The sequence below is a fragment of the Neobacillus phoenicis genome (genome assembly GCF_047302305.1).
Lineage (GTDB): Bacteria > Bacillota > Bacilli > Bacillales > Cytobacillaceae > Neobacillus.
The window spans coordinates 779,356-803,385 of record NZ_CP154847.1 but is presented as its reverse complement, the minus strand read 5'-3'; the positions used below and the strand labels follow the sequence as shown (position 1 = coordinate 803,385).

23 protein-coding genes are annotated in these 24,030 nt (G+C 37.2%); 5 read left to right on the top strand and 18 right to left on the bottom strand.

The window, feature by feature from the left end; all coding sequences use genetic code 11:
• Positions 1–34: 34 nt before the first annotated feature.
• The 11 genes from AA0X95_RS04250 to AA0X95_RS04200 all read right to left on the bottom strand — a co-directional run bounded on the left by AA0X95_RS04250 (position 35) and on the right by AA0X95_RS04200 (position 12,716).
• Positions 35–1,273, bottom strand: a complete 1,239-nt coding sequence (locus AA0X95_RS04250) for an O-antigen polymerase (protein ID WP_413305715.1) — start codon at positions 1,271–1,273, stop codon at positions 35–37.
• 11 nt (positions 1,274–1,284) lie between these two features.
• Entirely contained in the window at positions 1,285–2,208 is a 924-nt protein-coding gene (locus AA0X95_RS04245) for a glycosyltransferase family 2 protein (RefSeq protein ID WP_413305712.1), read from the bottom strand.
• A gap of 367 nt (positions 2,209–2,575) precedes the next feature.
• A complete protein-coding gene (locus tag AA0X95_RS04240) occupies positions 2,576–3,823 on the bottom strand; it encodes a glycosyltransferase family 4 protein (RefSeq protein ID WP_413305710.1) in 1,248 nt (415 codons plus the stop codon).
• 47 nt (positions 3,824–3,870) lie between these two features.
• Positions 3,871–5,010, bottom strand: coding sequence for a glycosyltransferase (locus AA0X95_RS04235; protein WP_413305708.1), 1,140 nt, complete (start codon positions 5,008–5,010; stop codon positions 3,871–3,873).
• 122 nt (positions 5,011–5,132) lie between these two features.
• Entirely contained in the window at positions 5,133–5,771 is a 639-nt protein-coding gene (locus AA0X95_RS04230) for a sugar transferase (protein WP_413309840.1), read from the bottom strand.
• Entirely contained in the window at positions 5,771–6,886 is a 1,116-nt protein-coding gene (locus tag AA0X95_RS04225) for a DegT/DnrJ/EryC1/StrS family aminotransferase (RefSeq protein WP_413305706.1), read from the bottom strand. The genes AA0X95_RS04230 and AA0X95_RS04225 overlap by 1 nt, the downstream gene beginning before the upstream one ends.
• 463 nt (positions 6,887–7,349) lie before the next feature.
• Positions 7,350–8,231 (bottom strand): UTP--glucose-1-phosphate uridylyltransferase GalU, encoded by an 882-nt coding sequence (gene galU, locus AA0X95_RS04220; protein ID WP_413305703.1) that lies wholly within the window; start codon positions 8,229–8,231, stop codon positions 7,350–7,352.
• A gap of 42 nt (positions 8,232–8,273) precedes the next feature.
• Positions 8,274–10,100: a polysaccharide biosynthesis protein gene (locus AA0X95_RS04215; protein ID WP_413305701.1), complete on the bottom strand. Its 1,827-nt coding sequence runs from the start codon at positions 10,098–10,100 to the stop codon at positions 8,274–8,276.
• 321 nt (positions 10,101–10,421) lie between these two features.
• Positions 10,422–11,183 carry a tyrosine-protein phosphatase gene (locus AA0X95_RS04210; RefSeq protein ID WP_413305698.1) on the bottom strand — a complete coding sequence of 254 codons (762 nt, stop codon included), beginning with the start codon at positions 11,181–11,183 and terminating at the stop codon, positions 10,422–10,424.
• A 98-nt stretch (positions 11,184–11,281) separates the two neighbouring features.
• Positions 11,282–11,980: a CpsD/CapB family tyrosine-protein kinase gene (locus tag AA0X95_RS04205; RefSeq protein ID WP_413305695.1), complete on the bottom strand. Its 699-nt coding sequence runs from the start codon at positions 11,978–11,980 to the stop codon at positions 11,282–11,284.
• Positions 11,970–12,716, bottom strand: coding sequence for a YveK family protein (locus tag AA0X95_RS04200; protein ID WP_413305692.1), 747 nt, complete (start codon positions 12,714–12,716; stop codon positions 11,970–11,972). The genes AA0X95_RS04205 and AA0X95_RS04200 overlap by 11 nt, the downstream gene beginning before the upstream one ends.
• 242 nt (positions 12,717–12,958) lie before the next feature.
• On the opposite strand from AA0X95_RS04200, the gene AA0X95_RS04195 reads away from it, so the two are divergent.
• A complete protein-coding gene (locus tag AA0X95_RS04195) occupies positions 12,959–13,756 on the top strand; it encodes an SGNH/GDSL hydrolase family protein (protein ID WP_413305689.1) in 798 nt (265 codons plus the stop codon).
• 554 nt (positions 13,757–14,310) lie between these two features.
• On the opposite strand, the gene AA0X95_RS04190 is transcribed toward AA0X95_RS04195, so the two are convergent.
• The 5 genes from AA0X95_RS04190 to AA0X95_RS04170 all read right to left on the bottom strand — a co-directional run bounded on the left by AA0X95_RS04190 (position 14,311) and on the right by AA0X95_RS04170 (position 16,520).
• Positions 14,311–14,646, bottom strand: coding sequence for a CBO0543 family protein (locus tag AA0X95_RS04190; protein ID WP_413309838.1), 336 nt, complete (start codon positions 14,644–14,646; stop codon positions 14,311–14,313).
• Complete coding sequence (locus AA0X95_RS04185; RefSeq protein ID WP_413305686.1) at positions 14,624–14,773, bottom strand: hypothetical protein; 150 nt, start codon at positions 14,771–14,773, stop codon at positions 14,624–14,626. The genes AA0X95_RS04190 and AA0X95_RS04185 overlap by 23 nt, the downstream gene beginning before the upstream one ends.
• Complete coding sequence (locus tag AA0X95_RS04180) at positions 14,770–15,063, bottom strand: CBO0543 family protein (RefSeq protein ID WP_413305683.1); 294 nt, start codon at positions 15,061–15,063, stop codon at positions 14,770–14,772. The genes AA0X95_RS04185 and AA0X95_RS04180 overlap by 4 nt, the downstream gene beginning before the upstream one ends.
• Before the next feature lie 221 nt (positions 15,064–15,284).
• Positions 15,285–15,791: a CBO0543 family protein gene (locus tag AA0X95_RS04175; RefSeq protein WP_413305680.1), complete on the bottom strand. Its 507-nt coding sequence runs from the start codon at positions 15,789–15,791 to the stop codon at positions 15,285–15,287.
• 579 nt (positions 15,792–16,370) lie between these two features.
• Positions 16,371–16,520 (bottom strand): hypothetical protein, encoded by a 150-nt coding sequence (locus tag AA0X95_RS04170; protein ID WP_413305677.1) that lies wholly within the window; start codon positions 16,518–16,520, stop codon positions 16,371–16,373.
• A gap of 699 nt (positions 16,521–17,219) precedes the next feature.
• Here AA0X95_RS04170 and AA0X95_RS04165 point away from each other — a divergent pair.
• Together AA0X95_RS04165 and AA0X95_RS04160 are read left to right on the top strand one after the other, a co-directional pair.
• Positions 17,220–17,720: a hypothetical protein gene (locus tag AA0X95_RS04165; RefSeq protein WP_413305675.1), complete on the top strand. Its 501-nt coding sequence runs from the start codon at positions 17,220–17,222 to the stop codon at positions 17,718–17,720.
• Positions 17,704–18,246 (top strand): hypothetical protein, encoded by a 543-nt coding sequence (locus tag AA0X95_RS04160; RefSeq protein WP_413305672.1) that lies wholly within the window; start codon positions 17,704–17,706, stop codon positions 18,244–18,246. The genes AA0X95_RS04165 and AA0X95_RS04160 overlap by 17 nt, the downstream gene beginning before the upstream one ends.
• A 67-nt stretch (positions 18,247–18,313) precedes the next feature.
• Here AA0X95_RS04160 and AA0X95_RS04155 read toward each other — a convergent pair whose 3' ends face one another.
• Together AA0X95_RS04155 and AA0X95_RS04150 are read right to left on the bottom strand one after the other, a co-directional pair.
• The gene (locus AA0X95_RS04155; RefSeq protein WP_413305669.1) at positions 18,314–19,936 is read right to left on the bottom strand and encodes a diguanylate cyclase domain-containing protein; all 1,623 of its coding nucleotides are present in this window, start codon (positions 19,934–19,936) and stop codon (positions 18,314–18,316) included.
• Between the two features lie 737 nt (positions 19,937–20,673).
• Positions 20,674–21,213 (bottom strand): hypothetical protein, encoded by a 540-nt coding sequence (locus AA0X95_RS04150; protein WP_413305666.1) that lies wholly within the window; start codon positions 21,211–21,213, stop codon positions 20,674–20,676.
• Positions 21,214–21,434: 221 nt separating this feature from the next.
• Here AA0X95_RS04150 and AA0X95_RS04145 point away from each other — a divergent pair, with 221 nt between their 5' ends.
• Both AA0X95_RS04145 and AA0X95_RS04140 read left to right on the top strand, forming a co-directional pair.
• The gene (locus AA0X95_RS04145) at positions 21,435–22,439 is read left to right on the top strand and encodes a DUF3231 family protein (protein WP_413305663.1); all 1,005 of its coding nucleotides are present in this window, start codon (positions 21,435–21,437) and stop codon (positions 22,437–22,439) included.
• Positions 22,440–22,655: 216 nt separating this feature from the next.
• Positions 22,656–23,846 carry a LysM peptidoglycan-binding domain-containing protein gene (locus AA0X95_RS04140; protein ID WP_413305661.1) on the top strand — a complete coding sequence of 397 codons (1,191 nt, stop codon included), beginning with the start codon at positions 22,656–22,658 and terminating at the stop codon, positions 23,844–23,846.
• The last annotated feature ends 184 nt before the right edge of the window (positions 23,847–24,030 follow it).

Genomic DNA, 24,030 nt, shown 5'->3' with positions numbered 1-24,030 from the left:
TTTTTATTAAGTATTTTATTTAATATTAATCTGCTTAGTCTTTAATGGTCTTTTTTAATTTGAATTTTGATAAATAAATTAAAAGTATAACGTATAAATAGCCATACCAAATTGAAGAAAGAGTACTTAAACTAGATATAAAAGTATAGAATAAAAAAGACGAAACTCCAATTAAAAGCACCTTTTTAACAGTTATTAATTTTTCTGGAACAATATTATTAATGTTTAACAGATAGTTTGATAAACCACCTAAAATATATGGAACTATCACTAACCCTAGGTAACCAAAGTCACTAACAACGTCCCATAAATAAGTATAAACATTAAAACCGTAAGGTATATTTACAAATATCCTATTTTCAATAAGTTGTGAATTAACTGATATTGGTAAGAATATGTCCATTAATTTTGCTAATGGTAAAAACATATTCACCCCATATTGCAAGCTACCATCCCAAGTCTTTAGTGCCTCTGAAAAGGCTACATAAGAATCACTGGTATAACTATAAAACTGCTGCAATCCGCCTAGAGTATTTTCTATATTTCCTCTTTTTTTAGCTGCATATATAAAAAAAATAAAGCAAGAAACAATTGCAGATGATATCATCCATTTTCTATTTTTTAACTTCTCGTAAAATAAAATAATACCCACAATAATTGTTACAAAACAATAAACTGCTAAAATTCTTTGTCCTGTTATTATGCCTACACCTATTGGAGGAAATAAAACAAGATAATAATAGACTTTTATTTTTTCTCTAGTTGCCATTAGTAAACAAATAATAATAGATCCACCTATACTAAATGAAATTATCATATAACTAAATAAGGTTGGAATATTATTAGCAATTAATTCTCGGTTAATATACGAGTTACCTGAAATTATCCCAGATATTCCAACTAATCTTATTGCATAAACTAAATATAGTAAAAGGCCCAAAAGTGAAATATAAACAGAATACTTTACTCCTTTATTTAAAATATTAACTGAGGTACTACTTGTTCTATTAAACCTTCTGAAAGCATGAAGATTTCTCTTTTTAAAATATAATCCACTAGTTAAATATCCCAGAAGATAAAGGAAGTATGTTCCTACAATAATGAAATTTGCTTCAGTAGTGATTGGAACATGTTTTGAAAGGTTTAAATTACTCATTAAAAATGTTACATTCCATGATAATGTGAAAATAGTCAATGGTGTATTTAATTTTCCATGTAAAAAATATGATGTTACAAAGCCTAGGAATATAGCCAAAAGAATCAATACATACATTTCTATATCACCTAATTAATATAATGAAAATGTTTTCTGAAATTCTCATTTAGACCATCATGGGAAGCCTTTAAGAAAAACTTAATACCTTTAAAGTTCCTTTTTGTTATAAAGAACATGAAATACTTAATATAAAAAAGTGGAAGTTTGGTTAACGCAAAATATTTTTTATATATAAAAGCTCTATTTCTAAAATAACAATAGCTTCGCAGATTATTTTCACCAAAATAACTAACATTTAATTTTCCAAATAGAAGCTTATATGTTTTAATCTTATTAACTGGATGTAAATGTATAGCATTTATAGCAGTATAAATTTTAAATCCTTTGTTTATCACTCTTAGTTCATATTCAATTTCATCTCCCCATATAAACAATTCTTTCTTAGGTAACCCTGCCCTTACAATTAAATTACGAGTAAGTAATAAACCATTAAATGGATTAGCACATCCTTCTATATAACCTTTAGACTTATATATGCTTACATCATTTAAATTTCTAATCATTTTATTATTTTGTTTATCAAATAATCCGAAAACAAAAGTATCATGATCATCTTGATTAATTACTGAGGAACATATATATTCTCCACCAGTTTTATGGTTTATATTAAGTAATTCTTCTAAACAATTACTTTGTGGTATACCGTCATCATCCATGACCCACATGTAATCATAGCCATTATCAAATGCAGTTTTTAGACCATAATTAAAACCACCGGCTCCTCCTATGTTTTTATTCAATCTAATATATTCTATATCCTCAAATTGGCTAAAAGTGCTTTTAACGAAATTTTCTGTACCATCAGTACTGGCATTATCTATAATAAATATCCTATCGACCTTTTTTGTTTGTTCTAATAGGGAAATCAAACAATTTTGAAGGCACTCTTTTCTATTAAAGGTAACAACAATAGCTGCAATTCTATTAGACATAACATACCCCTTATTTTTTGTAATATAGTCTGAACATCATTTATTAGTGTTTTGTAAATTCCGAGTTTTTACTTAAACGTATATTCCATAAATATTGAATTATTTAAAAATATTTTTTAACTTTAGTTTTTTTAAATGAAATGGTGTATTTATAAATTAAATTATTTGGCTTACCTTTTAAATTAAATGTTTTTTATGATTAGGAAGAATTTACAAAATGAATATTTTTAATTTCAACGTAACTAAGCCTCTTTATTTTCTCCACTAAAAATTATTAATACATATTTTACCATAACACCTAAAAATACTATGGATTTTTCAAATGATAGCCTACTTTTTAATATGAGATTATTATTACGTACTTACATTATTTTTCAGAGATAATCTTTAATATATTTCTATAAAACCTTTCAAAAATTTTCTCTCTGTTTCCATGTTCTTTTACATATTTTTTTCCGTTAAAGCTATAATTACCTAATGCGCTACTGTCATTAATAAAATTAAGTAGCGTTTCTGCTGCAATTTGATTTTGATTAAAATCTATATATATACCTGATTTAGCTTCTTCAACGATTGATTTAGCTTCACCCCATATACCTGTTACTATAGGGATTCCAACCGCCATATATTGAAAAATTTTATTTGGTCTAACAAGTTTGAAACTCTCAATTTTCTTAAGGTTAGTTAGACAAATATCCGAATGAGCTAAATAGTCTGGAACTAACTTTCCTGGTATTGGGTCTTCGAAAAACACGTTATTTAAAGACAATTCCTTACTTAATTTAATTAAATTTGATTTTTGATCACCATCACCAATAAAAATAAAAGATATCTGTTTTCCATCACTATTTTTTTCAGATATTTCATTCAAACTTTTTATTGTTGTTAAAACCGCAGATAAATCATTCGCTCTACCATGTGCTCCAATATACATTATTTTAAAATCATTTTTCCAGACCTTATTTTCAACCAAACTTAAATCTTTAGTTTTGTTAGAATACTCATTCAGATTGACTCCTAATGGAGAAAGCCATATAACCTTATCATCGCCTGATACTTGATTCCTTACATAATCCTCCATTCCTTTTGAAACAGCTGCAATCCCATCAGAAACTTTATAGGTATAATTTGCAGCAGACTCCATATATTTTATGGCCAAATTATTAGACAAACCCATTTCTATTAAAAATAATGGCCATAAATCTTCAACATCTGTTATCAGTTTTACTTTTCTAAATTTTGCGGCCCAGACATTAAAAATTGAAATGGGTGGTACACTTAAGACAATAGCATCAATATTCTTTGAAAATAGGATTTTAAGTGAAGTAATTATGTCAAAGAAAGTAATATTAAGTTGTCTTAAAATTGAACTTTTACGATATGGTGTACTTTTAATTCTAACTATATTTAAATTTTTGTCTTTCTTTTCAGCTTGTATCTTTAAACCTTTTAAATCCTCATGATTTATACCTGTATGATGATTATAGCCACACATCCAGAATTCAATATTATGTGTTTTTTGATCAGAGAAATATTTAGCCATATCATAATGTTTAGTAGCACCAGGTAAATCGGGTGTGAGTCCGTAATGATTTATTACAATAATCTTTTTCATACTTACTCCATTCTGGATTATAAATTTATTTGTAAATTCATTCCTGATCAATCATTATGAAATAGAATTCTATTATATTCATTAATATATTGATCGACTATATCATTCCATGATAGATTTTCTTCTAGAAACAACCTTCCACTTTCACCCATTTTTTCAAGCTCTTGCTTTGTCATACTTACTAATTTAGTTAATGCTTTAAAGATTTCTTCCTTATTAAACTCAGAAACAATTCCTGAATTTGATTTGTTAATAATATCACTCATATTGCTTCCTATTGTAACCAAACATGGTAATCCATAACTCATTGCTTCAAGGACTGCAATTGGCATACCTTCATATCGTGAAGTATGAATAAATATATCTCCTTTTTGGAAGAATTCATATTTATCCTCTTCATATTTTGGACCATGAAATACCAATATATCGTTAAGTTCAGGGGAATTTTTGATTTTATTATCAAAATACCGTTTATCTCTTTTACTGGAATAATTTCCAACAAGGTCTACCTTTACATTGTTTTCTCTAAAAAAGGTAGGGTTAAGTAAAATTGAATCTATAAGCAAGTCCAAACCTTTATGGATTACATCCAATCTCCCAAGGTATAAAATTCTAAAAGTGTTAGGAACAATGTTGTTCTTTGTTATACACTTGTAATTTTTCATATTTAATCCATTGGGTATAAGAATCACCTTTTTATTATCCACAATTTTTTCCAAGGAACGTTTTTCTTCCATTGCTAATACATGTATTGCCTCAGCATTATTTAGAGCCCAATCAACAATTAACTTCCTAGCAATGTATTTTTTAATTTTTGACTTTTTTAAAGCTTCTTCCATCAAATTCCCATGTAAGGTTATTATATAAGGTATTCCAAGTTCTTTAATCTTCTTCGTAATATACATATTTTTAAGAGTAAAGACTCCATGAATATGAACTATATCATATTCTCTAATGTTTGGAACATCTTGTTCTAATGAGCTCCAAATAAAATTATTATTTTTTTTATAGTAATAATTGGCTCCTAAATTATTTATAAGTAAATGTATTTCTTTATCATAATTCCGATTAGAATATGAACTTATCTCAACATTTTCGTACTTAGACATTCGGCTAATGAGAGCTTTTAGTACCTCAATTACTCCATTCCCTCTATGAAGAGTACTGAATATTTGCAAAATTTTCATTCTTCACCTCATAATATAATTACGAATTTCCTTGTTCCTTGAGAGAATCCTATTTTTTGAATAGTACTACACACATCAAAGTTTTTTATTAGCATCGATAATAAGAAGTTTTGTTTCATAGTTCAATAACTTTCCTTTTTAGTTCCTTTAAATGGTTCCATTGTCGCAGCAGACTCTGAATTAATACCTTCTCTTACAAAAACCTTTTTGAGAGTCAAAATAATAATCTTCCAATCTCCAAGGAAGCTCACATTATCTACATATTCTACATCAAGATCAAATTTATTTTCCCAGCCGATTGCATTCCTGCCAGAAACCTGCGCTAAACCAGACAGTCCAGGTCTAACGTCATGACGACGTTTTTGATGATCATTGTAGAGTGAAAGATATTGTACCAATAATGGTCTAGGACCTATAATGGACATATCCCCCTTTAGAATATTAAAAAGTTCCGGAAGTTCATCAAGAGATGTAGAACGTAGTAGCCGCCCGAACTTGGTCAACCTAACACTATCAGGTAATAGTTCTCCATTCACATCTTTTTCATCCGTCATTGTTCTAAACTTATACATCATAAAAAGATTCTCATTCATCCCGGGTCTCTTTTGTTTAAACAACACTGGACTACCTAGCTTTACTCTTACAAGGAAAGCAACTATCATAAGAACTAAAGAAAGAGCTATAATTGCAATCAAAGATAGAGTAAAATCCATCGGTCTTTTTATAAATCTTCTATAAATACCACCTTTGGAGTTATACATCAATCTAACCACAATCCTTTAATGATCTTAATAACTCTCTCCAAATCTCCATCAGTCATTTTCGTATCAGACGGCAAGCAAACACCATTCTCAAACAGTTTCTCTGATACTTCTGTGCCAATAAAATCATAATTCTCGAAAAACGGCTGCTTGTGCATTGGCTTCCAAAGCGGTCTTGACTCTATATTCTCCTTTTCAAGAACTTCCATAATATCTAATGGTCTAACCTTGCCATTTGAAGTCAATGAGCTTAACCAATAGTTCGGTTCATTCCATTCATTAATAGGCATGAACTCAATCCCTTCAAGTTCTGCAAGTTCTCTCTTATAAAACTCATAAATTGATTTCTTTTTCGCAACCCGCTGATCTAACACCTTAAGCTGCCCTCTGCCAATCCCAGCTACAACATTACTCATTCGATAATTAAACCCTAACTCACTATGCTGATAGTGCCTTGCTTGGTCTCTACTTTGTGTTGCCCAAAATCTCGCCTTGGCAATTTTTTTCTCATTATTTGAAACAAGCATACCACCACCTGATGTAGTGATAATCTTGTTTCCATTAAAAGAAAAAATCCCATAATCACCAAAGGTTCCAGTATGTTTCCCTTTATAATAAGTACCTAAACTCTCAGCAGCATCCTCTATTACTGGAACATTATGCTTTTTACAGATTTCCATAATCTTATCCATATCTGCAGAAAGTCCATAAAGATGAACCACTATTACTGCTTTTACTTCTGGGTATTTCAAAAATGCTTGTTCCAATGCTTTAGGACAAATATTCCAAGTTTCATAATTACTATCTATGAAAACAGGAGTCGCATTTTGATAGATAATTGGATTAGCAGTAGCAGAGAAAGTAAGTGTTGGACAAAACACAATGTCCCCTTCACCAACACCAGCTGCTTTAAGTGCCAAATGAATCGCAGCTGTTCCAGAAGATAGTGCTGCAGCAGTTTTTGAACCAACCTTAGCTGCTAATTCTTTTTCAAATTGATTTACATTTTCTCCAAGAGGTGCAATCCAGTTCGTATCAAAAGCTTCCTTTATAAATTGCATTTCATAACCTTCATCACTCATATGTGGTGATGAGAGGAATATTCTATCTTCCATCCCCTAAGACTTCCTTCCTTTTTCATGTGACAATATATTACATTATTAATTCTTTAGTAGATTGGTACTTTATTCGGATTACCATAATACACCAGAATAAACAACTACTTATCTACAAAATACTAATTCAATCTATATAAAAAGTTTCATTCTCAACATTTTTTAATTCTATCTAACAACCATTCAATAAATGATTAATATATCTAATCCAGTTTCAAACCCCTCTAAACTTATACAACCACTATTTTCTGACCATAAAACTAATCAAAACAGGCAAAACAGTTATACTTTATTACTATGAAATAACCACATTATCGCCTCTAACGTATGGGCTCTACAGTCTATTATGCTAAAGAAATATGGATTAAAAGTTCATTAGCCGTTTTCCCAATTAACCAACAGAACAACAGTCCCTGCCCATAAACATAAGAGATTATGAACAGAGTCTAATTGAATCAATTCTCTATTTTACTTTTAATCCATTCATTACATTTTCAAGATAAGTGAGCAACTCGGACCTCAACTCATGAGTTTGCAAAGCAAATTCAATAGTAGTCTTCACAAACCCTATTTTCTCACCAACATCATACCTCTTACCCTCAAAATCATAAGCAAATACCCTCTGAATCTGATTCAACTTCTGTATCGCATCCGTCAACTGAATCTCCCCACCAGCTCCAGTTTCCTGCTGTTCCAAAAACATAAAAATCTCAGGAGTAAGAATATATCGTCCCATAATCGCAAGATTAGAAGGAGCAGTTCCAGGTGCAGGTTTCTCCACGAAATTCTGAACTTGATACCTTCTACCTTCTTGAACCGAAGGTTCAACAATCCCATAACGATGTGTCTCCTCGTCAGGAACAGTCTGAACCCCAATCACAGACGAAAGAGTTTCTTCATATTGATTAATAAGCTGCTTTAAACAAGGAGTCTCACTCTGAACAATATCATCACCTAAAAGTACAGCAAACGGCTCATCACCAATAAAATTACGTGCACACCAAACTGCATGACCAAGACCATTTGGTTCCTTCTGACGGATATAATGAATATCAGCAAGATTAGTAGCATATCGAACTTTGTCCAATAATTCTATTTTACCTTTTTCTAGGAGATTCTGTTCTAATTCATGAGCATAATCAAAATGATCTTCAATAGCTCTCTTTCCTTTACCTGTAACAATAATAATATCCTCAATTCCAGAAGCAATTGCTTCCTCAACAATATATTGAATAGTAGGTTTATCAACTATTGGCAACATTTCTTTTGGCATAGCTTTTGTTGCTGGTAGAAATCTTGTTCCAAGCCCAGCTGCTGGAATAATTGCTTTACGTACTTTTTTCATATTCACTCCACCTAACTACTTTTATTCTAAAAACCAATCGTCCTACTTTACTTCCGACAAAACCTTATTACCTTCCAATCTATTATTAGCCACATCAATTAACGTATCATGCATTTCCATTTCATTCATATCTAATAAACTACTAATCAATCGGCCTAGGTCATCAGAATGAATAACTTTCGCCTTCCCAATATGAATTTTTGGAAACACACTCTCCGGATGTACTTCATTCTCATTAAGAAGCTCTTCGTACATCTTCTCTCCAGGTCGAAGTCCAGTAAACTGGATCCCAATTTCATCTATTGAATAACCTGACAATTTAATTACGTTTTTAGCAAGATCCACAATCTTCACAGGCTCACCCATATCTAGGACAAACACCTCGCCGCCACGAGCTAGAGTTCCTGCTTGAATGACGAGTCGTGAAGCTTCCGGGATGGTCATAAAGTAACGTGTCATATCTTCGTGTGTAACCGTAACCGGCCCACCAGCCTGAATTTGCTTCTTAAACAACGGAATAACACTCCCGCGACTACCAAGTACATTCCCAAACCGAACCGCAACAAACTTCGTATTACTATTAACCGCCAAACTCTGAATAATCATCTCAGCAAAACGCTTCGTAGCCCCCATCACATTCGGAGGATTCACCGCTTTATCCGAAGAAATCAAAACAAAAGTATTCACACCGAAGGTGTCAGCTGCCTCTGCCACATTTCGTGTTCCAAAGATATTGTTCTTCACCGCTTCTCTCGGGTTGTACTCCATCAACGGAACATGTTTATGTGCTGCTGCATGATAGACAACAAACGGTCGATGCTCTTCCATCACTTCAAACATTCTAGTCCTATCTTGTATATCCCCAATCACAGGTACAATCTCTATCTGTTTTTGATATTTCTTCCGTAGCTCCATATCGATTAAATAGATACTATTCTCCCCATGTCCAACCAGGACAATCTTGTGTGGATTAAACATACAGATCTGACGGCAAATTTCTGATCCAATCGAGCCCCCCGCCCCCGTAACTAATACTGTTTTACCGGAAACGACTTCAGATATACCATTAATATCTAACTCCACTGGCGCTCTCCCAAGCAAATCCTCTACTTGTACATCTCGGAATTGGTTAACAGATACCTTTCCTGTCATTAAATCCTCCAACTTTGGAATGATTTGCGTTTTTGACGTTGTTTTTGCACATTCTTCGAAAATACGATTCAACTCTTTCTGACCTAAAGAAGGAATCGCAATCACAATATTATCAATTTGGTATTTCTCCACTGTTTCCTTAATACATCTCGAATCTCCAACAACTTTTATTCCAAGAATATCCAATTTATATTTCATCGAATCATCATCAATAAAGGCTACAGGTTTTAAGTCAATTTCATGGTTACTCAGTAATTGACGTGCTACCATTCTGCCGCCAGCACCGGCACCAATGATTAACGTTCGCTTGATATTCTGGTGCTTATTCATGTAGTTGTCACGGAAAATCCGCCACGAAAACCTTGATCCACCAAGTAAAAGGACGAGAATCATCCAATTTAGGAATAATGCCCTTATATTCATATCATGGAATACAATCAACTGGGTGACTGCTGTAGCTACTATGGTCATACTCACCACTTTAACAATGGTTAGCAGTTCTCCCACACTCGCATATTGCCATACTTTGTTATAAAGCTTATACATAAAAGCAAAAACATGATAGAACAGTAATAATGCAAGTGAGGTACCTAAAAACATCGGTACTTTTAAGATTTGTAACTCCGGATCAAGAGTGACAACCCTTATGTATCTTGCAGCTAGGAGAATTACTGAATCAATTAAAATAAGCATCATTAATCTTTGTCTATATGGCACCTTCTACTCCCCTTTTCCCTCTTTTGTTACATTCGCTTTCTCTTACTAAAGCACGTGGGCAAAAAAATAAATATCTAATGGAATGACACGTGACTTGACACTTGTTCTTTCATTAGATATTTATCATTTTTATAGTATTCGGGCATCGAACCCAGCCTCACATCATTCTTTTGACGACATGCGTCTAAGGATAGGAAGATTCATCTTCCCTCCCACAGCATGATCGAGTGCCCCCATGGATAACGGACAGGGAAGCCTCGCCGGTCAGGAATCGAAACTTCCCGACAAAAATATTTGCTTATTCTTTTCTTTTACCAGACCCTAGAAAAATAAGAATCTCTTTTTCTTTTTTATTTCCATCGGCATCTCTTTTATCACATTTTTTCCTTCTATTAAAAGCTCTGCATTTTCTTTGAATAAATAGATATAATCAATCCCAAACTGCGAATCTATTGCAGTAAAGGCTTCGTCCATTTTAAAGCCACGATTGCCTACGTTATGAGCATCTGATGCAATGAAGTGAGTTAAATTCGCTTCAATTAACTGCTCTGAGAAACTTTTGATTTTTTTCCCAAAATAACCGCACACACTGGATGCAGTTACTTGCGTTAATGCTCCTTTTTCCACCAGGCGATAAAGTACCTCTGGGCGTTCCATAATTTCCACATTCCGCTCCGGATGGACAATAATTGGCGTTAGCCCCTGTATCTGCAAGTCAAACAGAAGCTTTTCTGAATATCGCGGTACATGATTTGAAGGGAATTCAATAAATACATACTGACTATCATTGAGGGTCTGAATCTGATCCTTATCCAGGTCTTCAAGTAACTCTCCATAAATCCGAGGTTCTTGTCCCGGAAGGATCGTCACTTCGATTCCTGCCTCTTGAATCGCCCGATTTAACTCTACTACCTTATCAACAATCATGCTTTTTCTGTTGTTGTACTGATTATTCAGGTGAGGGGTAGCAATGATTGTATGAATCCCTTGTTTCTCTGCTTCCTTTGCCATCGTTAGGCTGTCTTCGACATTTTTCGCTCCGTCGTCAATTCCTGGCAAAATATGACAATGAATATCAATCATTTGACCTACCCCTTCCATCATTATGCTGAAATAACAAGACTTTTATCATAGTAACATGGATTATAAATACCGCAAGGGGTGTAAAATGTCGAAAATTGTCACTTTACCCCGTAATAATAGTAATAGTTCGTATCTTGTAGCTTTTTGTTATTTAAAACCACACCTAGCAACTTACTCTGCGCTGCTTCTAGGAGCTCTTTCGCTTTCACTGCTTGTTCTTTTTCTGTCACTTCACTAGAAACAACTAAAAGTGTCCCCTCGCACTTATTCGCTAAAATTTGCGCATCCGTGACAACTAAGATCGGAGGCGTATCGAACAAAATTAAGTCGAATGCTTCATGAGCATCTTGTAATAGTTGCTCCATCGCATGGGAGCTTAATAATTCGGCAGGATTCGGCGGCACAGGACCACTCGTCAACACGAAGAGATTCTTTTCTTCCGTATCTGCAATCGCGTTTTCTAAGCTCACTTGCTTCGTTAATACACTGGTTAAACCGAATGTATTGGTTTGATTAAACGTATAATGAACCGTTGGTTTCCTTAAATCTGCATCTACTAATAATACCTTTTTCCCTTGTTGGGCAAATACGACAGCTAAGTTAGCAACCGTGGTCGATTTCCCTTCCCCAGGACCCGAAGACGTAACAAGTAAAGTCTTCACTTCTTTGTCAACGGATGAGTACTGGATATTCGTTCGAATCGTACGATACTGTTCAGAAATTGGAGATTTTGGGTCCAACATCGCAACAATCGTTCTTTTATTTGTATTTGCTTTTTTTCCATTTCTAAGAGCCAACCGTCTCACCTCTTACTCTACTAGCTTTTTTCACCGCACGGCTTTTTTTGTTGATTTGTGTTTCATCCATTCTGGCAATCACACCTAACACAGGTAAACCTAGTAATTTTTCAATTTCCTGTTCATCTTTGATCGTCGTGTCAAAGTATTCAAGTAAAAATACTAATCCTACCCCAGCCATCAAACCAACTACTAGTGCAATCGCAATATTTAACAAAGGCTGCGGTTTGATCGGTGTTGAATGGTCGGAAACTTCTGCTTTTGCTAGAATACTCACATTATCGACACTCATGATTTTAACAATTTCTTTTTGAAACACTTCAGCGGTTTTATTGGCGATTTTCACCGCATTTTTTGCACTCGTATCCTGAACAGATAAATTGACTACCTGTGAGTTTGTTTCATTTTGAACAGTAATCTTTTGATTCAATTCTCCAACCGTCATGTCTAGATCCAAGTCTTTTTTGACTAACTCGAGAATTGCTGGACTTTTAATAATGACATTGTAGGTATTAATTAATTGAAGGTTGGTTTGTACCTCATTATACTGGTACGCAGACTGCTCATTTTTCGATTGGTTGACAAGCAGTTGTGTGGATGCCTGATAGATTGGAGTTAAGAAAAAGTAACTAATCACACCACTGATTAAAACTGCAATGAATGTTATACTCAAGATTAAACTCAGTCGCTTTCGTAATGTTTGCAGTAACTCTTTTAAGCTAATTGTTTCTTCCATGATGCCCTCCCGTGTATTATTCCAAAATTAACACAAATGATATTATAGCATAAAGGAATCAAACTACATGCAAATTCCGACACATTTTCTAGTTTTTTTCCTTTTTTATTTCAATTATTACATCACTGGTATTTATTTTACACCTTTTTGTAAATTTTTGTAGATAATTATCGAAATTGGAATTAATTTTCAATCCTTTTTTGTTATAATGAATTAGGATTACACTCTGGAGGTATTACATAATGAAGAATGTTTTAACCATATTATTAGGTATTGCTTGTGTGACTGTACTCATTTACGGCCATTTCCATTGGAATCAACGAATTGATGCGGCATCAGCAAAATCACCTAATCTTACAACAAAAGAAACCACGACACAGTCAGATAAGAAACAAGAATCTAGCAAGCCCAGCAAGGACCTACTGAACTATACAAGTAACTGGCCTAAGGCTGCAGTGGAACGATGGAAGCATACACAAGAGGAGAAGCAACCCTTTAAAATCTTGTTTACCGGCTCTCCTGCCATCGGCACAGATACAACAGGTACATACGCCATCGTTAAAGACAAACTGCTTGCGACTTTTGGCGAGAACAACCTGCAAGTGGCGATTAAGACCTTCAATTCCACTTCAACACAAGTCATTGCAAACAAAAAGCAAGATGAAATCGCTGCCGAAGAGGCTGATCTGATTATTCTTGAACCGTTTATTTTAATGAATAACGGCAATGTCCTTATGCAAAATACAGTCAAAGACATCAAGACTATGATAGACGACATCAAAGCAAAGAATCCGGATGCCGTCATTCTTCTTCAACCATCCTATCCGCTTTATAAAGCGAAAATTTATCCAAGTCAGGTCGATCAGTTAAAGCAGTTTGCTGAGCTACAAAAGCTGACTTACCTGGATCACTGGACAGCCTGGCCAGATGCGAACACCGAAGAGATCAAAGAATATGTAACCCCTGACCAAAGTGCACCTAGTGAAAAAGGGAATCAGGTATGGAGTGAATATCTTCTTCACTACTTAATACATGAATAAGCGGCCCTCTTGGGATCGCTTATTTTTTTGTAGCTATAAAAGAAGGCTCTTCCCCTGATGGAAAAAACCTCTCACGTACCCATTAAGCGGTGTACCTCATTAATTTTCAGTTTAGATATATAGGCTTTCTTTTCAGATTGCGGAAACTTTCCTATATAGGTTTCCCCTAAGGATTCAATTTTAGAAATCCACTTGAGATTGAAGAAACTTGGTGTAATGAAGGATATTTTCTCTATGTTGGGATGGGAAATGTCCTTTATTTTTTTGGGTGTGATGGACATTTTTGCTTCGGGTGGTTTCGACTTGTCCTTCAATGAGGCAAAAAAAGATCCGACTCTAATGAGAAGCCGGACGCGAAATAAAAAATATATTAAAAGGGGGTCTTAGAAAAGTAAGATATGCATCTCGTTTTCATGTATTTACTATACCCTGTTTGTATGAACAAACTATGAATAAACCTTTAAAGATGTTTAAAATATGTTTTTTTAAATTGCACAGTTGCTTTTTCGCAGGAGAAGAGATTTTATAACCCTCTTCACTTATCCATCTCTTTATCAATCCCCTTGAAAAACCACACACAAAACCATCGTGTCATGGCAAAGGTGAGAAACAGCGTAATCCATGTCCAGTACCAGGCCCAGTTTAGGTAGTGGGATTAATTCGGTATATTTTTCGAGAAAGATTTCCGGTACGGTCAAAACGGTGCAGTAAGCACAGTAGTATAGGAACTGGATGAGCTTGCTCCGCGCGTACGGGTAGAACACATTGAAGATTGCACAAACGGCCGGATAGACGTAAAACTCGTAGGTAAAGCTTGAGCGATTGACGTCAGCAAAAAGCCTGATTGGGTACGTTAGGAGTCCGTATTCAACTACCACTAAACCAAAGATCCATGTGATGCCTTGTTTGAATAAGAAGGCGGTTACGGCTAGGCGAATTTTTTTTTTTGGAAATGAAGAAAAGCATCCCCGTCGTTAGGATCCAAACAGCGAGTAAAATCCACCATTCTAGTCTCATTTAACCGCCTCCTTTTCCACCTGAAAATGGGCCTTGTCTTTAAAAAACCATTGGTAGATGAGGTTTGTGATGGCAAATATGCAAAAGAAATTGATCCAGGTTAGGTACCAGGAATAATGTACGTACTCAATGAGGTTTGTGTATTTTTCCAGCATGACGTCCATTAGGGTCAGGCCCGAGATCCATAGCGCCAAATTGAGGATGCGAATCGCGAGTGAGCGTTTTGGTTCAAAAATGAGATAAAACCCGGATAGTAGTGGGTAAAAGAAATATTCGGTTGTGACTAGCACAGCACGTCGGTGGCTTTTGGAAATTCACGGACCGGGAAGGCCAGCAGGTGATATTTGACATGTAACAAGGAGCTGAGCCATACGAACGCCTGACAGAGAAGTAAGGCGAATAAGACTTTTCTGTAGCGGTTTTTCGGCGTAAGGAATAGGTATGCTAGTATTCCTATTACCCATATTAGAATGATGACAATGTAATCGATAGACATGTGTTTTGACCTCTTTTATTTAACGGGTATGTGAAAGTATTGGATTAGGACGAAAATAATGACCGCTGATATTCCGTAGGTAAGTAGCGGTCTGGTATGGTGCAGGCGGAGCAATGTGTACATAGATGTGTAAAAGATGGGCTCCATCCAGTAGTGGTACCCGTGAAGTAGTTGCAGTCGTCCCATTTTATAAAAAGGGTATTCGACGGCGAGTGAGCCCAGGATCCACCATAGTATGTACCGCACTTGTTTCCCGTTAGATGTTTTGAATGGATAATTTGTCAGAAAGATCAATGTCACCGCAGGGAGGTTGATAAAGGTATAGATGAGATCGACGATGGCATGGGATTCCGGTAATATGTCCGGGTTCTGTTTCCAGAGCAGATGGTCTCTGCAGAGAAAGTTGTAGAGTAGGTTACAGATTACAATATATAGAATGGTGTGATGGTATTTACGCCAATGTCGCCAGTCCCCCTTCCAGAACGCCGCTAGGAGAAGGATTGCGGTAAGGATAATATGCATGGGTGGGTTTCCTCCTGTAAAGCGTACGGTTTGATCTAAATAGGTTTAAATCGTTCGAAAGGTTGTTGGGCTATCTTTTCTTTGAATAGGCTAGTTTTTGCGATTCGCCGATAGATTGGGCGGAACGCTCTTAAGTTGATGGCTTTTAAGTTACCTCTTTTTAGATTCGCTCATAAACGGGATGGATTCGCTCATAAGGTACGGGAATTCGCTCATATAATGTGAGATTCGCTCATAATTGATGAAAATTCGCTCATAAATCGTTTGGGTTGATCCGTAGACTTGATGAGGTCCGTGGATTCGCGAATAAGTTATGCAGATTCGCGAATAAAAGTTGGAAATTCGCGAATAACTATCTACAATTCGCGAATACATATCATTTTCAGTTCTATCTTTGGGTAGCAAATATTAAAAAAGGGTAATTTTAAAGTCTTTGATTTGTAATCTGTTGATATTAAAGGCCATTTCTCCGCTTATCAGGCGGTTTTTCTTTATTTTTCCCACGAGAGTGGAATATAACCATTTTTCCCACAGAAAAAGGCTGCAGAGGTTTCCCCCACAGCCTTATGTATATATATATTAGACGACTAATTGTTTTAAGTCCGCTTTTAGTTCTTCCATTAGTTTTTCAAGGGTGATTTCGTTCTCGTTTACGCCTTTGTCATAAGCCTTTTTCACAATCTCAGAAAAATCGACGGTGTTTGCGCTCTTTCCAGCATTCCTTTCCAACTTCTTATTCTCCCTCCCTTCTAATCTTCTAATTTTGAATTCTACAACAATATACATAAATTGTAAATAGTTTACCCCATCGAACATGCGGATAAACCATGAATTTTGTCGAACTATTGAAGGATTTGTTTTTCAAAAATGAAGAAATTTCATATTTAAATCTGCTGAAACTAGTATGTAATTCCTGTTTTTCGACATAGATACGATACTATTAAACTATTTGTGATTTTTTTAAGAATTTCTATTTTATTTGGGGATTGGGCTGGATTTTGGGTGAGTGGCCGATATTGTGTGGAAAGTGGTCGATTAATCCCCAATAGTGGCAAATATATTCGTCAAAGTGGTCGATATCTGTCGCAAAGTGGTCGATATTTGAGTTTTCCTATAAATAGTAATTGGAAATTGCAGCTAAGTTCGAGGACTTCCCCCCGAAAATCTCCCCCGAAAAAACAAAAAAAATGTCCGGCAAGCCTGCCGGACGCAATACAAATATATTTTTAAGGGGTCAGAAAAAGGTGCTTATGCCTTTTCGCTGCATGAATATATTTTAGTCCATAATTATGAACAAACTATGAATAAAGGTGAAAAAATTATTTATTTTTTTGGAGGCGGCGCCTGACAAGACACTTTGTGGATAATTTTACTCACACTGTTAAACGATAGGTAGTAATGTCTTACTTTTTATAAGGTGAGTGGATTATGGTCATTATTTTCTTATTGCTCCTTGTTTTGTCTATCCTATCACTATTAAGTTTATGGTCGCTGAAGAAGCGGTTCGATCCGTTTGAGGTCTTTATTCTATTTATGTTTGCATCCTACTGGTGTCAGAACTTTTTCTATTTGCTCTCCTCCCCTTACCAGCGATTAAGGGTTGTAGAGGAACATCTGCCTTTTTGGTCGGCTAGACTACAATACGGAATTATTTTTCCTGTTCTTTTGATGTGGGTTCTGTACGTATTGCGAGGCAACCATCGTTTATCTGTCAAAGTCCTCGCTTGTTTCTCCTGGGTGGCAGGTGGGGTTTTTATTGAGAAGCTTTTGCTTCTAGTTGGTGTGTTGGTATCGAAAAGCAAGAGCTGGTATCCTTCGATTGATTTTGTTCTTGCGATGATTGTTCTCTATACGTGTATTTTTTTCATGGAAAAGCTGCCTCCGATTCTTCGAAGGGAGATGGTGTTACGAGATGAAGGAGATTTATGAAAAAGCGTTTAAGCCGCTGCTCCCGAAGCAGTTTGATGGGAATGAGTGGTTTGTTATCGGGATTTCGATTATCGTTGCCATGGTAGTCTATTATATTACCGTGAGGAATAGGAAGTTGACTTGGTCAGAAATTATCTGTATTTCGCTACTGAACTTACAGTTGACTACGTTAGGGGATTATTTTCTGGCGATGCCTCCCTATGATTTTTACGATACAGTCGATAATAATAGTGGCGAAATCACAGATATTTTTCTGCAAAATTTGGTGTATCCGGGAACGATGCTATTTTTCATGCATTTTTATAAGAGTAGGAAGCCGCGGAAATGGTTCTTTATTTTGCTATGTACGATTATTTTAGGTTCGCTAGAAGGCATTTCGGTATATTTCTTTCAATTGTTTACCTATAAGACCTGGAAAATTTACTATTCGGTTCTATTTTATTTTCTCGTGATGATTGTTAATGTGTTTTTTTATGACAGGCTGAGGAGGTATTTAGATAAGAGGGCGTTGAGCGTTGCTCCGTAGCTAAAGTAATGAGTAGGGACAGTCCCCCGTTGCGCTAAAGCGCCGGGGGACTGTCCCCTTTTTTAAGTTAATGAAATGTTACTTTGTTTTTTCCTGTACGCTTGGATACGTAGAGGGCTTCGTCGGCATAACGGATGATTTCGACTGATGCGGTTGATTCGTCCTCCCACACTGCTGCCCCGACTGAACAGCCTACTTTGATTTTTTCGTTGACTAAGTCGAACGGTTTGTTCAGGTTCTCGATCACTTTTGCTGCTACTACGGATGCATCGCGGACAGGATCAGACGCCTCGGTAAAAAGCACAATCATAAATTCGTCCCCGCCTATCCGGAACACGCCCTCCTCACTTCTGACGCAGTTCTTCAGTCTCCGTGCTGCCTCTTGCAAGAGTAAGTCACCCACTTGGTGCCCATATGTGTCGTTGACATGTTTAAAGCCATCCAAGTCCAGGTACAGGAAAGTCAGCTTTTCTCTTGTCAGTCTCGCTTGTTCCAAAGCATTTTTGATATATGAGTCAAAGGCAATTCGATTCATTAGCCCGGTCAATTTATCGTGATGCGCGAGGTTCTCCATTTTTCCCAGATCGGAAACAGTGCGAACAAGCGAATCGACTAGCTCGCGTAACGATACCGAGAGAATCTCGATGTCCTTAATGCCACGGTAATGTGGGATCTCCACTTTTTCCCCGGCGCGCAGACGATTTGCCGAATCAGTGATTTGTTGCAACGGCTTCGTGATGTAACCGGCAATGAACCAGCCAAGAATGGCAAATATGAGTGCTAATAGGATGCCGGTGATGAAGATTGTTTTCTGCAGTTCAGCCACGGGGGCAAAGGCTGTTTCCTCTGGGACACGAACGAGAATGGACCAGCCTAATCCTGGGTAATTCTGATAGCCGTCCCCAAGAGCATAACCCGTTAAATAGTTCTTCCCATCTGGCCATTTTTCAAGGTACCAGCTGTTTTGGCCTTTTTGAGCCTGCTTGATACTATTTATATTGAGCCTTTTTCCAATCATTGATTTCGGCCCTAAAAGAACCACTTGATCATTTTGGCTCACTACAAAGATTTCAGCGGCTTTGTTCTTTTCTTTTATCGGTTTCAGGATTTCCTGCTCGACCTGACGCGACCACTCCCAGCTTAAATGGGCCGCGAGTACGCCGACTAGCTTCCCGTTCTCGCCTACGACTGGGCGACTAATATCAACGAACTGCAGGGGCTCGCCGCTTGGATTAGGGAGAAGCTTGGCCAACAGGACAGCATCATGGACGTCACCGATAAATTGGCCTTTCCTTCCGTTCTTAAAGACAGGCCGCTCCGATATGTCGGCATTCTCCAGGATCCCTTTGGTCGACGCCACCACTTTCCCCTTGGCATCGGTTAACCCCACCCAGGAAAATGCGGGAAAGCTGACTTGTAGCTGGTCTAGTAATTGTTGCACTTTTTCTTTATCGTTTGGTTGTTGTATGTCTTTTAGTTGGCTGACGATATCGATTTCGCCTGAGCGCGACCACATAAAGAAGTCGAGTTTATCTGCCATTTGGTAGGCTGTGGCCGAGAGTGAATTGCCAATTTCTTTTTCTACTTTTTCGCAGGCCTGGTGCCCAATCGTGAGGCTTAAGATGGCGGCTAGCGCGTTAATTCCTATGGCAAACATGACAGCCATATAGGTACGAAGTTTTAGGTTCAAGTTAGTTGTTCTCCTCAACGAAATAGGGGGAGGTTTTCCCTGCACCTATCATAACAAAATTCGACATTTTGAGACATGTTTTTTTGGGGTTTTCTTTTGGGGACAGTCCCCCGGAGTGGTAACGCATTAAAGCATTGGGGGACAGTCCCCCGAAGTGGTAACCATTAAAAGATTAATGAGTTGAGCCAGTCCCCAAAGTGCGGGACTGGCTTTTTTATGTGGGTTTGGGCTGGATTTTGAGGGGGTGGTCGATATTAGGTGAAAAGTGGCCGATAAATTTCAAAAGTGGATGATATCTTCGTACAAGTGGTCGATATCAGTCGCGATGTGGTCGAAATATGGTTTTTCCTATAAAAGGGTAATTGAAAATACTTGCTTGTGTGGAAGTTCTAGCCCTGAAAATAGCCTGGACCTCCGAAAGGACAAAAAATACCCGGCAAATATGCGGGATATAATACACCTCAATTTGAAAATATCATTTACTCGTTTACTTCTCCTGTTTACTCGTCAAAATCAGAAATTACTCGTCATTTTTCCTTTGTTACTCGTCAAAATGCACTAAATACTCGTCAGAACCAACTAAATACTAGCAGGATCCCAAAATTGCCCACCATCTCCTTTTATGTTTAAGGGACAGTCCCCCGGAGTGGTAACGCATTAAAGCATCGGGGGACTGTCCCCCGATGGGGTAGCGCATTAAAGCGCCGGGGGACTGTCCCCCATCTTTTTATCCCATACTACGTATTAGGTGTGATTTTCCGTTTATATTTTCGGTATACTTTATTTTCCAGTTGATGACCCAAAAGACCCAAAAATAGGCCAAGAATGATGCCGTTAAAGACCGGGTAGTCCCAGACCTTTGCAGCCGCAAAATGGTTGAAAATGTGAGCGTTGTGCCAGAAGAGTCCGAAATCCATTCCCACGACCATTCCGAGGAAAAATCCAGAGAAATAGGTCCGCTTCTCCCCTTCTACTCCTGCAAGTCTGTTGTTGTTCACCACCGCGGAATTAAACGCCTGCCATAAGGCAAAGCAATAAATGGAAGGATAAAATAGTCCCCACTGATAATCGATAATTTGGTGGGCCGCCCGTAAGTCCCCGTTAAAGGTATTTAACAGAGTAATATTCAAGTGTGATTTCACATTGACCAGGATCTCCCAAACCATTAATACAAAGCCAACTATGTAATCTTTATTGTACATCTGTCCGAAGCCTGGTAAAACAAGCGACCACAACATGGCCGCATATGGTGACCGATACTGACGACTTTGCCTCATGGTGGTTTCCCCCTGAATGAATTATACCTCTATAATTTCACTGCAAAAGGAAAAAATCCTCCTTATTTTACAATTTTTAGGATAAAAGTCATAGAAATTTTTTCATTAGTGTCCAGCTTCCTAAGAAATCTGACAATTAATTGAACTTTACAAACCATCTTTATACCTATACATTCATAAAACTAGAATCTAACGGTAATAATATCCACGAGGTGAAAATCGTGGATAAAAATCAAATGAAACTCACATCATCCGAAATCGGCACGTTGTGGGGAGAGTATGTAAACGGGACGATGACAGATGTAGTAAATAGATATATGGTTACCATTATTGAGGATCCATCCATCAAAGCCATTTTTGAGGATGCCATTGAGACTTTCGCAAGACAGAAGAAACAATTGGTTATTTTTATCGAGAATGAGGGATTTCCTCTCCCGAGAGGATTTTCTGAAACAGATCTCAACCAAGGTGCGGAGAGGCTGTTTACCGATATATTTTGCCTAAATTATTTGCATGTCATGACTTTACATGGATTGCTCGGACACACCACATCCTTAGGTGTTTCCGTTCGTAAGGATTTAAGGGAATTCTACGATTCCTGTGATAATGATGCGAAAAGGATGTATCATCAAACGATTGAGCTCTTGCTGGAAAAAGGAAGTTTTCAGAGAGATCCGTTGTTTTACCCAAGCAAGCAGACTGAATTTATATCCAGCAAAGATTTTACCGACGGGTTTTTCGGAAAAGGCCGCCGGTTAACTGCGACTGAAATTATCAGTATTTCTTTTAATCTGAAAAAGAGTATTATGGCGAAAACGTTGGCGATTGCCTTTGGTCAGGTAGCTCAAAATAAATTTGTCAGGGAATTTCTCACTGATACGGAGAAAACCTCGGATGACCAAATTAGATCGTTTAGTAAAATCATGCTAGCTGATAATTTACCTGTTCCTAAATCATGGGAAACGGAGGTCACCACCTCTACTACCTCTCCTTTTTCCGACAAACTCATGATGTATCATATCGGCTTTTTATTCCAGGCTGCCCAAGCCTATCACGGAACCGGTCTTGCATCGGCCATGCGGACGGATTTGGTTGCTGCTTTTGAAGGCGTCATTCTGAAAAATTTACTGGTCAACAAGAAATGGTTCAATATCATGGTGAAATATGGCTGGTTAGAACAGCCCCCTCTTGCCCCTAATCGGGAGGAGCTTGCAAAGGAAAAATGAGTTTGGTTGATTTTCACCTTATTAATAACAGAAAGCCAGCTTATCGGGGCTGGCTTTTTTTGTTCGAAAATCCTGATATCTGTTTTGTTCTTTTCTAGCTAAAATCTGTCATTTTTCCGCTAATTTATGTCAAGATTTTCAATTTTTTACCCGAAAATCTAGCAAACTATGGTAAAATAAATAAAAAAATGAAAATATATGGGGTGATTATTTCAGATGAAGAAAAATATCATACGTACTCTATCAACAGCCGCGCTTTTTTCGACACTCTTTGCTGGTTCTGCCCTTGCGGATACATACCAAGTTCAAAAAGGTGACAATTTATCAAAGATTGCCTCAAAATACAATACTAGTGTGAGTGATTTGAAGACTTTGAACAGTTTAAAGTCGGATATGATTTATGTGAATCAAGTGCTGAAAGTGAGCAACGAGCCGATTGATGTGCAGGCACCACAGACGAATACCTATACAGTTGTTTCTGGTGATGCACTAATTAAGATTGGGAATCGTTTCAACGTGACTGTCGACGAGCTAAAGCAATGGAACAATTTAACTAACACGATTATTTATGTTGGACAAGTGTTGAAGGTTTCTGCACCGGGAACTGGGACTGTGTCTGTTCCGGTACCTACTCCTACTCCTGCGCCGGCCCCGCAAGCAACTACGGGTGATTACACTGTAGTAAGAGGCGACAGCTTGAGTAAGATCGGTGTTCAGTATAACATGACTGTCTCACAGTTAAAGACACTGAATAACCTAAATTCCGATAGGATTTATGTGGGACAAACGCTGAAGGTGAATGGCACTGTAACCTCTCCTTCTCAGCCACCAGCTGTGACGCCTCCAGTGGTAACTCAGCCGTCCACTACAAGTGAATACGTTGTAAAAAGTGGCGATACTCTCGGAAGAATCGCTTTACAATATGGTTTGTCGGTTCAAGTTTTGAAGTCAACGAATGGCTTAACTTCTGATATGATTTATGTTGGGCAAAAATTGAAGGTGGCTGGGGGTCAGGTGGTTAGTGCGCCTGCATCGTCTTCTGATTTTGCAACGAATATGGTGAATACAGCAAAAAGCTTAATGGGTATCAAGTATGTTTGGGGCGGCAGCAGCCTTTCCGGTTTTGACTGCAGCGGGTTTATCTATTATGTGGCGAATCAGTCAGGCAAGAAAATTGGCCGCTATTCGGCGGAAGGCTTATATAGCCGTGCTTACTATGTCGACCAACCGAAGGCCGGCGATCTTGTATTCTTTGAAAATACATATAAAAAGGGAATCTCTCATGTGGGCATCTATCTCGGCGGCGACCAGTTTATCCATGCCGACGAAGCCCACGGAATCATGATTTCCACCTTAAAAAGCCCATATTATACGGCACACTTTGATGGGTTTAAGAGATTCTATTAATTTTTCTGGTAAGACTGGCTCTCGATGGGGCCAGTTTTTTTGTTGTTTTTAGAGAGTTAGCGGAGTTTTTGTATGCGGGTTGGGGTATTTTCTAATTGGTTGCGCTCCCCTCCCCGGTCGAGCACAATAAAATCTAAAAAATTCTCATTTTTCTTGTATAAGAGACTAATAGTTTGGCAAGAAT

What these genes read in the sequence shown, in the direction of transcription:
- AA0X95_RS04250 (WP_413305715.1), bottom strand. Translation starts at nt 1,273, where the DNA reads ATGTATGTATTGATTCTTTTGGCTATATTCCTAGGCTTTGTAACATCA.
- AA0X95_RS04165 (WP_413305675.1), top strand. Translation starts at nt 17,220, where the DNA reads ATGGTCATTATTTTCTTATTGCTCCTTGTTTTGTCTATCCTATCACTA.
- AA0X95_RS04225 (WP_413305706.1), bottom strand. Translation starts at nt 6,886, where the DNA reads ATGGAAGATAGAATATTCCTCTCATCACCACATATGAGTGATGAAGGT.
- galU (WP_413305703.1), bottom strand. Translation starts at nt 8,231, where the DNA reads ATGAAAAAAGTACGTAAAGCAATTATTCCAGCAGCTGGGCTTGGAACA.
- AA0X95_RS04150 (WP_413305666.1), bottom strand. Translation starts at nt 21,213, where the DNA reads ATGAGGCAAAGTCGTCAGTATCGGTCACCATATGCGGCCATGTTGTGG.
- AA0X95_RS04160 (WP_413305672.1), top strand. Translation starts at nt 17,704, where the DNA reads ATGAAGGAGATTTATGAAAAAGCGTTTAAGCCGCTGCTCCCGAAGCAG.
- AA0X95_RS04235 (WP_413305708.1), bottom strand. Translation starts at nt 5,010, where the DNA reads ATGAAAATTTTGCAAATATTCAGTACTCTTCATAGAGGGAATGGAGTA.
- AA0X95_RS04185 (WP_413305686.1), bottom strand. Translation starts at nt 14,773, where the DNA reads ATGAGACTAGAATGGTGGATTTTACTCGCTGTTTGGATCCTAACGACG.
- AA0X95_RS04245 (WP_413305712.1), bottom strand. Translation starts at nt 2,208, where the DNA reads ATGTCTAATAGAATTGCAGCTATTGTTGTTACCTTTAATAGAAAAGAG.
- AA0X95_RS04230 (WP_413309840.1), bottom strand. Translation starts at nt 5,771, where the DNA reads ATGTATAACTCCAAAGGTGGTATTTATAGAAGATTTATAAAAAGACCG.
- AA0X95_RS04175 (WP_413305680.1), bottom strand. Translation starts at nt 15,791, where the DNA reads ATGCATATTATCCTTACCGCAATCCTTCTCCTAGCGGCGTTCTGGAAG.
- AA0X95_RS04210 (WP_413305698.1), bottom strand. Translation starts at nt 11,183, where the DNA reads ATGATTGATATTCATTGTCATATTTTGCCAGGAATTGACGACGGAGCG.
- AA0X95_RS04200 (WP_413305692.1), bottom strand. Translation starts at nt 12,716, where the DNA reads ATGGAAGAAACAATTAGCTTAAAAGAGTTACTGCAAACATTACGAAAG.
- AA0X95_RS04195 (WP_413305689.1), top strand. Translation starts at nt 12,959, where the DNA reads ATGAAGAATGTTTTAACCATATTATTAGGTATTGCTTGTGTGACTGTA.
- AA0X95_RS04140 (WP_413305661.1), top strand. Translation starts at nt 22,656, where the DNA reads ATGAAGAAAAATATCATACGTACTCTATCAACAGCCGCGCTTTTTTCG.
- AA0X95_RS04240 (WP_413305710.1), bottom strand. Translation starts at nt 3,823, where the DNA reads ATGAAAAAGATTATTGTAATAAATCATTACGGACTCACACCCGATTTA.